The sequence below is a fragment of the Ruegeria sp. BHSA123 genome (genome assembly GCF_059613425.1).
On record NZ_JBXWSL010000025.1, the window covers coordinates 26997 to 37173 of the forward strand.

Below are 10177 nucleotides of genomic sequence, written 5' to 3' on the forward strand. Positions count from 1 at the left end.
CTAGCGAAATTCCACTGGTGACGCCAAGAGTTTATGCGGTAATACTGCGCACCCGTTGCGCCAACCACTCAAGATCGGGGTCGCGCAGGCCGATCTCGGCCAGATGTTCGGCAGTGTTGTAGAGGTATTCATCATTCGGGCCGCGTCCGCCAACCGCGTGGGCGATGATCCGGGCCTGATCCTCCAAAGGCATGCCGCCGCAGTATTGCACATGGTCGGCATCGATCACATAGGTCACGGCGTTGACGATGTCGCCATTTTCCAGATGCACATCCAGCATACGTTCGACATAGGCCGACGAGATCAGCTCGCGCTCGCGCAGTTCGTGCAGGGTGCGGTCTTCGTGACCGGTTTCAACCGCAAGGGCCAGACCGGTGCAGATCGCGTTTGCCTGTTCGTCCAGCGCCAGCACCAGACCCGGTTCTTCTTCGGTTCCCCGGTGGTGGATCGAGCTCATGCAGAAGGACCGGGCATAGCCATGCAGTGTCGCGCGTTCGCTGCGTGCGACCGGAAAGCCCGGATTCCACAGCAGCGATCCATAACCGAAAACCCACATCGTCATTGCACTGGTCCTTGCCCGTTTGGGCCTATAAACATCAATTCCGAGGCAGGAAAAAGGGCCAAAGCTCATGCGCCGTGTCATACGAGTAGTCATTTTTATCGGCATCCTGTGGAGCGCCTATTGGTTTGTCGCCGGATATGGCCTGCGCGTGGCAATCACTGGCTGGTTTGATCAACAACAGGCCCGTGGCTGGCTGGCTGATTTCTCGGACGTGACAACGGCAGGGTATCCGACCCACCACTTGACCCGCCTGAACAATCCCGTCCTTGCCGACCCGGTGAATGGCACAGCCTGGAGCGCGGACTGGATCGAATTCGAAAGCCCAGCGATCTGGCCCGGCCGGCAGGTGCTGCGGTTTGCCGAGACGCCCCAACGTCTGTCCTACTACGATCAGACGTCAACGATTGTCGCCGATGATTTGATTGCGGAACTACAGTTGCAACCCGGCGTTTCGCTTGTGCTTGAGAAACTGGCGCTGACGGCAGGGGCTTGGTCGGTGACCGAAAACTCCACAGCACTGGCCGCTGGGGACACCCTAAGCCTGATCATGGCGCAAACATCCCAACCCGAAGCTTATGCCATTACCGCCCGCGCGGATGGGTTCACACCCGGTGACCGGTTGCGGGCCCTTATGAATTCGGCCGCGTCGCTGCCGCAGTCCTTCGAAACGCTGGAACTGGACATGGTCACCACGTTCAGCAAAGTCTGGGACAGGTCGGCGCTGGAACACAGCAGACCGCAGCCCGTGGCCATCGACCTGCGACTGGCCGAGATCAAATGGGGTGGGTTACGCCTGTTTGCGGCTGGTAAGCTGGATGTTGACTCACAGGGTGTTCCGAGCGGTGAGATCGCCGTCAAGGCCGAGAACTGGCGTGATATGATCGACATGGCAAACGCGGCAGGTGCCCTGCCCGATCAGGCGGTTGATCCTGTTACCCGTGCACTGAATTTTCTGGCAGGGTTGGGCGGCAACCCCAATGCGCTGGACCTTCAGCTGAACTTCCGGGATGGTTTTGTAGCCCTGGGGCCGGTGCCGCTGGGCCCTGCCCCGCGGCTGATCCTGCGTTAACGGCAATACGCTCCGCTGCGGTAGCGTGCCGTATCCAGATGGAAATGATCGCGATGGTAGCCGTCCGAGTTCGGCCCCAATACCGTGCCGAACGGGCCACACGCGCCGCGCCAGATCTTCTGCAATTGCTTCTTTGACGGGTTCTTGCGCCATCCTGCCAGGACGGTCACCACCTCACCATCGGCCATTTTGAAGGCTGAAATATCGATGGCCCGTCCTTTGCCGTGCTCGGAAATCCGCGCGCCTTTGCGGTTGTTGCGAGTTCGGCATGTATAATGGGCTGCCACCTGCAATTCGACCACCGGGCCGCGGCGTTTGAAGGTGGGTTTGACCGTTTTGTCGACCCATTTGTTCAGCGCAACTGCGGTGCCGCAATCCATCGTCGCCGGGCGGCTGAGTGCCACACCGGAAACAGAGGTGATCTGCACCGCATCTTTTACGCCACAGGCCGAGTTGTCGCTGCCGACCCTGCCGACGGGCTTGCCCTGAATGGCGATATCTCCGCAAACTGACCCTTTACGCAGCTTGCGCTTCTTGAAAAGCACCTGCTGTTCAAGCGATTCAGGTCTCAAGTAAGGCATCAGCGAAGTGTCGGGCCCCAGCAGTGGCAATTCCGATGGTCGCGCCAAGGCGGCAGTGACCTGCGGTGAAACCGGGCGTGAGATAGGGCGCAGATCAGTTATAGCCGCCACTGAAACCGGGGCAATGGCAGACACAACCTGAACGTTGTGCTGATCCAGAATCGGACGTGCGGGAGGAACCAGAGATCGTTCCAGAGGTGTTGCCTGTGTGGCCACGGCGCACAACGCCATGATCCCGATCAGAAATTGCCCCCGGTATAACCTCATGAACCTGCCTTTCCCCGCCCGAAATCCGGTGCGTCGGTGTCCTGCCCCGCATCGATGATGCCGCGACGAATAGCACGGGTATGGGTGAAGTAGTCAAACAAATGTTCCCCGTCCCCGGTCCGGATGGCACGTTGCAGCGCAAACAGCTCTTCCGTGAACCGGCCCAGGATTTCCAGCGTCGCGTCTTTGTTGGACAGGAACACATCGCGCCACATGGTCGGGTCGGATGCGGCGATGCGAGTGAAGTCCCGGAAACCCGCGGCCGAGTATTTGATCACTTCGCTATCGGTCACCCGGCGCAGATCGTCGGCCACGCCAACCATCGTGTAGGCGATCAGGTGCGGCGCATGGGACGTGACAGCCAGAACCAGATCGTGATGATCGGCGTCCATCTCATCGACATGGGAGCCCATACCTTCCCACAACGCCCGAAGGCGGGCGATTGCATCCGGGTCGGTCCCTTCGACGGGCACCAGCAGGCACCAGCGATTGTCGAACAATTTGGCAAATCCCGATTCCGGACCGGAATGTTCCGTCCCTGCCAAAGGATGCGCGGGAATGAAATGCACACCTTCGGGGATATGCGGCTGAACTGCGTGAATGACATGCCGCTTGACTGACCCCACATCCGACAGGGTCGCGCCGGGCTTGAGCACGGGTGCGATGTCTTCTGCGACGGCCCCCATTGCCCCCACAGGCACGCAAAGAACGACAAGATCAGCACCTTCGACCGCTTCGCGCGCCGTGTCACAGACGCGGTCGCACAGCCCGATTCTGCGCGCGGTGTCACGTGTCGCCTCGGACCGGGCATAGCCGGTCACTTCCCCGGCCAAGCCCCCACGCTTGATCGCCCAGAACATGGAGGAGGCAATCAGGCCCAGCCCGATCAGCGCAACCCGGTCGTAAATCTGACTCATGCTGCGCCCTCTTTGAATGCTGTAATCACCGCAACGACGCGGTGGCAGGCTTCCTCATCGCCCACGGTGATCCGCAGGGCATTCGGCAGGTTGTAGCCTGCAACCCGGCGGACAATCAAACCCTGCGTTTTCAGATAGTCATCACAGGCCTCGGCCTCGGCCCTATCGGCAAAACGCGCGAGGATGAAATTGGTACAGGACGGGTCCGAGGGTACGCCAATCTTGTCCAGCTCCTCGGCCAGCCACACCCGAAGGCGCGCATTTTCAGATTGGCAGAACGTCAGGAAATCGACGTCGCTGATCGCTGCTTCGGCTGCGGCCAGGGCTGTCAAAGACAGGTTGAAGGGCTGACGCACCCGGTTCAGAACATCGATAATCGATTGGTGCGCATACCCCCAGCCGATCCGCATCCCGCCCAGCCCGTACACTTTCGAGAATGTGCGGGTCATGATTACGTTCTCATACGCATCCACCAAAGACGCGCCGCCATCGAAACCGTCGACAAATTCGGCATAGGCTCCGTCCAGAACCATCAGGCAAGTATCAGGCAGACCCTGCGCCAGATGGTCCAGCTCGTCGTTCGAGATCATGGTCGAGGTCGGGTTACCGGGGTTGGTCACAAACACGATCCGCGTCTGGCTGGTTACGGCGGCCAGAATGGCATCCACATCGACTTTGCGGTCGCGCTCGGCCACCATGACCGGTGCGGCACCTGCCATGCGGGCGATGATCGGGTACATGGAGAACCCGTGCTCGGTATAGATCACCTCATCCCCCGGCCCTGCATAGGCCTGAGCGATGAATTGCAGCACCTCGTCGCTGCCGACACCGCAGATGATCTGCGCAGGGTCCAGCCCGTGACGTGCGCCGATAGCCGCGCGCAAACTGGCGTGGTCGGTGTTGGGGTACCGATGCAAAGTGGCCGCGCTGTCGCGCACCGCCTCAATCGCCTTGGGGCTGGGGCCGAACGGGTTCTCGTTCGAGCTCAGCTTGATCACATGCTCAACACCCGCCACATGTGACTGGCCGCCCTGATAAAGCGCGATGTCCATAATGCCGGGTTGCGGGGTGATCTTGGTCATGAGAGGCTCCGTTGATTGGGCCCCTCATACCTGTCTCAACGGATTGAGAAAAGCGGCAATTCCATTATGCGGCCTTGAAGCGCGCAGTCGCCGGGTCGGCGTTGTAATACGGTACGAATTCCTCGGTACGGCGCGACAGGTCATTGACACTGTCGATGATGAATTGAACCGTTTCCTCGCTCATCAGGTACGAGAAATTCAGGCGTACCCAGCCGGGTTTCTTCATCTCTTCGCCCGCAGACAAGGCCGCGTGCAGCGCCTCGGACGCGGCGCGGTCAATCCCCAGCAGGCGGTGGGCATAAGGCCCTGCGCAGGCACAGCCGCCGCGTGCCTGAATGCCGTAGACGTCGCTGAGCATCCGGGTAAACAGCTGCTGATGCACGGGCTGCCCCGCATTGTCGCGCACGAGGAAAGAGAAGATCGGCAGGCGATGCGGGTTATTGACCCCAAGCAATGTCAGGTTCGGATTATCCTTCCACCCGTGCAGCGCCATCTGGTTGTACTGCGCCTCGCGCCTTGCGATTTCTTCCGTGCCGACGACATCCTTGACGATAAAGGCCAGCGCCGCGCGGATGTCGCCGATCACGTTGGGCGTTCCCGCCTCTTCCCGCGCAGACAGGTCCGCGTTGTAGTCATGCCGCCACGGTGACACGAAACTTACGGTGCCACCACCCGGCCAGCTGGGGCAGTTCCGTTTGGCTGCAGCCCGGTTTACGATCAGAACACCCGAGGCCCCCGGACCGCCCGGAAACTTGTGCGGGGAAACGACGATCGCATCCTTGCGCGCGTCCGCCGGCCCCATATCCATCGGCAGGTAAGGCCCGCCTCCGGCGTAATCCCAAATCGCCACGGCACCATGCGCCTTGAGCAACCGCGTCACCGGATCAGGGTCAGTGACAATTCCGGTTACATTGGACGCCGCCGAAAAGGAACCGATCAGAAGATCTGCGCCTGCATGGGTCAACAGCGCGGTTTCCAGCGCCCCCAGGTCAACACCGCCACCTTCGGCTTCGGGGATTTCAACCACAAGTGCCTTGCTTTCCCGCCACGGCAGGATGTTCGAGTGATGCTCGTAAGGACCAATCAAGACAACCGGTTGGTCGGCCTCTGCCACCCCGAGCAGGCTGACCAACCGGTTGAGCCCCGCAGTGGCACCAGACCCGGTGAAGATCACCGCATCCTCTTCCTGGGCACCTACAATGCGGGCTATTTCCGCCCGCGCCTCGCGGCGCAGATGTGTCATGTAAGATCCGCAGTAAGAGGCCTCGGTGTGGCTGTTCGCGTAAAACGGCAACACATGTTGCGCCACAAAGTCTTCGACCTGCCGCAAGGCGCGACCCGAAGCGACGTAATCCGCATAGACAAGCGGCACGTCCCCATGCAGACCCGGGATCAGAACATTCTCTCCGATCAGCCCATCGCGCAGGTTTGAATTGTGAGCGGTGGAACAGAGTTCCGCACGAAACTTGGACAGGGACATTGCATTGGCTCCTAACTGCCCGAGTAATGTGATTTATTATTCGCGCGAAAACTTCACCTATAATTGCGTAGATTTTAAATACTTTGTGTCATATGATTAGTTATGTCATCTAAAATAGATCAAATTGACACACGCGTTCTGAAAGAGCTGCAAAAGGACGCCACCCTGTCGCAACGGGAATTGGCGGATCGTGTAGGGCTTTCCCAGAACGCCTGCTGGCGACGTCTGAAGGCTTTGAACGAAGATGGTGTCCTGATCGGTTCAACCGCCCGCATCGCACGCGAGAAATTGGGGCTGAGCCTTGTGGTCTTTGTCATGCTGCGCACGCGGCATCATTCGACCGAGTGGCTACAGGCCTTTCGCAGCCACGTTCTGACGATCCCCGAGGTCGTGGATTTTCATCGTATCGGCGGTGATTATGATTATCAGCTGAAAGTCGTTACACAGGATATGGCGTCTTACGACAAGGTGTATCAACGGCTGATCGAAAAGGTCGAGCTGGACAGTGTCACGTCGTATTTCGCGATGGAAGCAATCGCCGAGGGACGACCATTGCCGATATGATCACGCCGTAAACAGCGGGCGTTTTTGTTTGAAAAAGGGTACCGCGATGTCGCGGAACGCGACCAGTTTTGCCGAAGGCCAAACATCCGGGTGCGCCACGATCCAGATATCTGCGTAGGGTTGCGGTGAAAGGATCGGAACCTGCACCAAGCCCCGAAGTGAGCGGCCCAGAAACACCGGCATACGCACAACGCCCAACCCTGATTGTGCGGCACCCGCCATCGCGACCATGTCATCAAAGCGCATATGTATGCGCGAGTTTGGATAGATTTTGTCGACGCCGTCCGGCAGGTTCGGTTGCTTTTCGTAAAGCAACCAATCCACGGGCGCGTTCGGATCTTGCTGCATTCGCGCGGCCCATTCCGACGTGGCAAAACAAGCGCTGTGCTGTTGCGTCAGGCGCAGACCTTTCAACGTATCGCCGGGGTTGCGGCTGATCCGGATCGCAATGTCGGCTTCGCGTCGATTAAGATCTAGAATCTCGTTTGCCGCGCGCACCTGCAAAGACACAGCAGGGTGCATTTGAGCAAACTCGCCCAGCGCCGGGGCCAGTACATGGGCAATTAACAGTTGCGGCGCGGTTAAGGTCAGTTGCCCTTCCAACCGGGCATCCCGCCCTGACAAACCGCGCAGCATTTCGTGTTCTGCGCTTTCCATCCGGGCAGCATACGCAGCGACTAGGTGCGCTGCTTCTGTCGGCCGATACCCGTCGGCCAGCCTTTCGAACAGCACTTCACCTGTCGCAGCTTCGGCGCGCGCTATACGGCGCGCGACAGTTGTGTAGTTGACGCCAAGCACTTGTGCCGCGGCGGACAGGGTACGCCTTCGAACCACGGCAAGTACGGCCCGGTAATCATCCCAATGAATATCCATACATGCAAATTCGCACATCATTGATGCAAATACACGCGTTTTCGCAAAGCAGATCACACCCTAGCTTTTACCCACACATCAAGGAGCAAAGCCATGATCTATGCCTACGCAAAACTTACCGTAAAGAATCCCGACGCTCTGGCCGCTTATCGCGAACAGGCCGGGCCTGCACTGGCCCGCCATGGCGGAAAGGTCGAACACGCCACCGCAGAAACAACCGCGCTGGACGGCGCGCCGGACTTGCCTGATGTTGCAGCCCTGCTTTCCTTTCCCAACCGGGACGCGGCGCTGGGATGGATCAACGACCCGGAACTAAAAGACATCCATGAGCTGCGTCGCAGCGCAGGCGCGTCAGATATCGTTCTGCTAGGCTGAAAATGAAAAGAGCCGCACCCAAAGGTGCGGCTCTGAATTCCGGATCGGAATGCGAAGATCAGTTCTTCGCGTAGAATTCGACGACCAGGTTCGGTTCCATCATGACCGGGTACGGCACATCACTCAGGCCCGGTGCGCGAACGAAGGTTGCAGTCATTTTCGAATGGTCGGCGTCGATGTAGTCAGGAACATCACGCTCGGCCAGGGCAACAGCTTCCAGAACAACAGCCAGTTGCTTGGACTTGTCACGCACTTCGATGACGTCGCCTTCTTTGACACGGTAGCTGGGGATGTTGACACGCTTGCCGTTCACTTTGACGTGACCGTGGTTCACGAACTGACGCGCAGCGAAGACGGTCGGTACGAACTTGGCGCGATAGACGACGGCGTCCAGACGGCGCTCCAGCAGGCCGATCAGGTTTTCACCGGTGTCGCCTTTTACACGCTCGGCTTCGGCATAGATGCGGCGGAACTGCTTTTCGGTCAGGTCGCCGTAGTAGCCTTTCAGCTTCTGCTTGGCACGCAGCTGCAGACCGAAGTCTGACAGTTTGCCTTTGCGGCGCTGGCCGTGCTGGCCGGGGCCGTATTCACGACGGTTGACCGGGGATTTCGGACGACCCCAGATGTTTTCGCCCATCCGGCGGTCGATTTTGTATTTGGCAGACGTGCGTTTGGTCACGGCTGATCTCCTTCTTTAGGTCGATGCCCAAACGGGCAACTATGAAGGGCGTTGTCCTCTTGAGGTTTCCCTCATGACAGGCTTCCCCTTGCGGGGGCCACCAACACCAATGAAGCCGCGCTTATATCCGCAAAGCCAGCAGAGTCAACACGGCATTCAACGCAGTTTCGAATATCTGCAAAGATATGTTCGCCGCAGGCAGCACAGGCTCCTGCACGTACAGCGACGACCGCCGTCACACCGCTTTTGTCAAGAAAAATACAGGTCGCGTTCAGGCCGGAAATGCAACGACATTCCCGCCGCCTTCAACACCCGCCTTGTGCACCATCACAACCTCGGTCACGTCGACGATCCAGAATTCTTCATCCCGTGGTGGGCAAGCGCCATCGAAAACGATGGTCGGCGCTGCATCATTGGTGTCGGCAACAAGGTTGGCTGAAAACCGCAGCGACCCATTGGTAAGTGTCAAAGCGCCGGTCACATTGCCGGAAACTTCCCGGACAATCTGAAAGCGGTTCTGCAGACGGGTTGCAGCGCCCCGCGCATATCCTATCTGTTCGATGCTGTTTTCGGCCTCGGCGCTCAGCACTATCGCCTGTCCGCGCCATGACCAAGCCGCGCCGACGGCCAGACAAGCCAGAGGCGCGTCCTCGAGTCCGTCAATTTCAGTTTGATCCCATGAAATGGCTACCTGACCGTTAACTCCGGCTCTCATCTGCCCACTCGCACTATTTAACATCCCGATATTCAATCATTGCTTATCAGCACAAAATCCGGCGGAAAAGAGACGGGAATGCAGCATTCACAAGAATGTTGCAGAAGTGAATCAAAAATATGTGTTCGACCTGAAATCAATACGCGCCTGCGAACAATCCCGTGTCTTGTTCGTTGCCGGCCGTCCGAACATCAACTGGCTGCGACTGATCAGGGTTCGAAATAGAAACCACCGCCCAGAAAAGCGATGGCCACGCTTGCGTGGCCAGACACTCACTCTGTCGGGTCAAATTGATGAGCGCTGACTTTCGTGCCGCGCCTCATATCTACCCGCATTTGGAATGACCGCAGCTGCGGCAGGTCATGCAGCCTTCGATCATGACCATGTCATACTGACCACAGGACGGGCAGGCTTTGCCGCGTGGCGCGTCCAGGTTCACCACCTGCGCCTGGGGGTCGGATTTCAGCCCCATCCCCTCGCCTTCCAGAAAGCCGATGGCAACCATGTGCTGTTCGATCACGCCCCCGATCGCGGCCAGGATCGATGGGATATACTTGCCTTTGACCCACGCCCCGCCGCGCGGGTCGAAAACGGCCTTCAGCTCCTCGACCACAAAGGACACGTCCCCACCCCGGCGGAACACGGCCGAGATCATCCGCGTCAGCGCCAGTGTCCAGGCGTAATGCTCCATGTTCTTAGAGTTGATGAACACTTCGAACGGGCGGCGGCGGCCCGAGATGATGATGTCGTTGATGGTCAGATAAATCGCGTGCTCGCTATCGGGCCATTTCAGCTTGTAGGTCGACCCCTCCAGCGATTGCGGGCGATCCAGCGGTTCGGACATGTAGATGACGTCGCCGCTTTCAATTTCATGAGGCGCATTCGCGCTTTCCCCCGGCACCTTGTCGTCGCTTTCCGAAACGGTCAGAACCGACCCCGTCACATCGTTGGGCCGGTACGTCGTGCACCCTTTGCAGCCCTGATCCCAGGCCTGCATGTAGACGTCCTTGAAG

12 protein-coding genes are annotated in these 10177 nt (G+C 58.9%); 3 read left to right on the top strand and 9 right to left on the bottom strand.

The window, feature by feature from the left end:
* Positions 1-31 precede the first annotated feature (31 nt).
* Positions 32-562, bottom strand: a complete 531-nt coding sequence (locus AC2FNC_RS13335; protein WP_267365629.1) for a gamma-glutamylcyclotransferase — start codon at positions 560-562, stop codon at positions 32-34.
* A gap of 67 nt (positions 563-629) precedes the next feature.
* On the opposite strand from AC2FNC_RS13335, the gene AC2FNC_RS13340 reads away from it, so the two are divergent.
* Positions 630-1631 carry a DUF2125 domain-containing protein gene (locus tag AC2FNC_RS13340; RefSeq protein ID WP_496715567.1) on the top strand — a complete coding sequence of 334 codons (1002 nt, stop codon included), beginning with the start codon at positions 630-632 and terminating at the stop codon, positions 1629-1631.
* On the opposite strand, the gene AC2FNC_RS13345 is transcribed toward AC2FNC_RS13340, so the two are convergent.
* From AC2FNC_RS13345 to AC2FNC_RS13360, 4 genes are all read right to left on the bottom strand, one after another.
* Complete coding sequence (locus AC2FNC_RS13345; protein ID WP_496715568.1) at positions 1628-2479, bottom strand: extensin-like domain-containing protein; 852 nt, start codon at positions 2477-2479, stop codon at positions 1628-1630. The two genes, AC2FNC_RS13340 and AC2FNC_RS13345, sit on opposite strands and share 4 nt — an antisense overlap.
* On the bottom strand, positions 2476-3396 hold the full coding sequence (locus AC2FNC_RS13350; RefSeq protein WP_480475416.1) for a prephenate/arogenate dehydrogenase family protein: 921 nt from the start codon (positions 3394-3396) through the stop codon (positions 2476-2478). Before AC2FNC_RS13350 ends, AC2FNC_RS13345 begins: the two co-directional genes overlap by 4 nt.
* Positions 3393-4478, bottom strand: coding sequence for a histidinol-phosphate transaminase (gene hisC / locus AC2FNC_RS13355; protein WP_480622100.1), 1086 nt, complete (start codon positions 4476-4478; stop codon positions 3393-3395). Before hisC ends, AC2FNC_RS13350 begins: the two co-directional genes overlap by 4 nt.
* A gap of 64 nt (positions 4479-4542) precedes the next feature.
* Positions 4543-5958: an aminotransferase class V-fold PLP-dependent enzyme gene (locus AC2FNC_RS13360; protein ID WP_480870039.1), complete on the bottom strand. Its 1416-nt coding sequence runs from the start codon at positions 5956-5958 to the stop codon at positions 4543-4545.
* Between the two features lie 102 nt (positions 5959-6060).
* Between AC2FNC_RS13360 and AC2FNC_RS13365 the strand changes: the two genes are divergently transcribed.
* Positions 6061-6522 carry an Lrp/AsnC family transcriptional regulator gene (locus tag AC2FNC_RS13365; RefSeq protein WP_480482304.1) on the top strand — a complete coding sequence of 154 codons (462 nt, stop codon included), beginning with the start codon at positions 6061-6063 and terminating at the stop codon, positions 6520-6522.
* Here the strand turns inward: AC2FNC_RS13365 and AC2FNC_RS13370 are convergent, their stop codons facing one another.
* On the bottom strand, positions 6523-7395 hold the full coding sequence (locus tag AC2FNC_RS13370; RefSeq protein ID WP_496715570.1) for a LysR family transcriptional regulator: 873 nt from the start codon (positions 7393-7395) through the stop codon (positions 6523-6525).
* Between the two features lie 93 nt (positions 7396-7488).
* Here AC2FNC_RS13370 and AC2FNC_RS13375 point away from each other — a divergent pair, with 93 nt between their 5' ends.
* On the top strand, positions 7489-7770 hold the full coding sequence (locus AC2FNC_RS13375) for a DUF1330 domain-containing protein (protein ID WP_480475406.1): 282 nt from the start codon (positions 7489-7491) through the stop codon (positions 7768-7770).
* Between the two features lie 58 nt (positions 7771-7828).
* Here AC2FNC_RS13375 and rpsD read toward each other — a convergent pair whose 3' ends face one another.
* The 3 genes from rpsD to AC2FNC_RS13390 all read right to left on the bottom strand — a co-directional run.
* On the bottom strand, positions 7829-8449 hold the full coding sequence (rpsD, locus tag AC2FNC_RS13380; RefSeq protein ID WP_170374584.1) for a 30S ribosomal protein S4: 621 nt from the start codon (positions 8447-8449) through the stop codon (positions 7829-7831).
* Positions 8450-8720: 271 nt separating this feature from the next.
* Positions 8721-9164: a hypothetical protein gene (locus AC2FNC_RS13385; protein WP_496715572.1), complete on the bottom strand. Its 444-nt coding sequence runs from the start codon at positions 9162-9164 to the stop codon at positions 8721-8723.
* Positions 9165-9489: 325 nt separating this feature from the next.
* Positions 9490-10177, bottom strand: a 688-nt coding sequence (locus tag AC2FNC_RS13390) for a TSCPD domain-containing protein (RefSeq protein WP_496715573.1), incomplete at its 5' end; no start/stop codon positions are given.

Excerpts from the sequence above, each read along its gene's own strand:
- AC2FNC_RS13335 (WP_267365629.1), bottom strand. The coding sequence starts at position 562 with ATGACGATGTGGGTTTTCGGTTATGGATCGCTGCTGTGGAATCCGGGC.
- AC2FNC_RS13340 (WP_496715567.1), top strand. The coding sequence starts at position 630 with ATGCGCCGTGTCATACGAGTAGTCATTTTTATCGGCATCCTGTGGAGC.
- AC2FNC_RS13345 (WP_496715568.1), bottom strand. The coding sequence starts at position 2,479 with ATGAGGTTATACCGGGGGCAATTTCTGATCGGGATCATGGCGTTGTGC.
- AC2FNC_RS13350 (WP_480475416.1), bottom strand. The coding sequence starts at position 3,396 with ATGAGTCAGATTTACGACCGGGTTGCGCTGATCGGGCTGGGCCTGATT.
- hisC (WP_480622100.1), bottom strand. The coding sequence starts at position 4,478 with ATGACCAAGATCACCCCGCAACCCGGCATTATGGACATCGCGCTTTAT.
- AC2FNC_RS13360 (WP_480870039.1), bottom strand. The coding sequence starts at position 5,958 with ATGTCCCTGTCCAAGTTTCGTGCGGAACTCTGTTCCACCGCTCACAAT.
- AC2FNC_RS13365 (WP_480482304.1), top strand. The coding sequence starts at position 6,061 with ATGTCATCTAAAATAGATCAAATTGACACACGCGTTCTGAAAGAGCTG.
- AC2FNC_RS13370 (WP_496715570.1), bottom strand. The coding sequence starts at position 7,395 with ATGGATATTCATTGGGATGATTACCGGGCCGTACTTGCCGTGGTTCGA.
- AC2FNC_RS13375 (WP_480475406.1), top strand. The coding sequence starts at position 7,489 with ATGATCTATGCCTACGCAAAACTTACCGTAAAGAATCCCGACGCTCTG.
- AC2FNC_RS13385 (WP_496715572.1), bottom strand. The coding sequence starts at position 9,164 with ATGAGAGCCGGAGTTAACGGTCAGGTAGCCATTTCATGGGATCAAACT.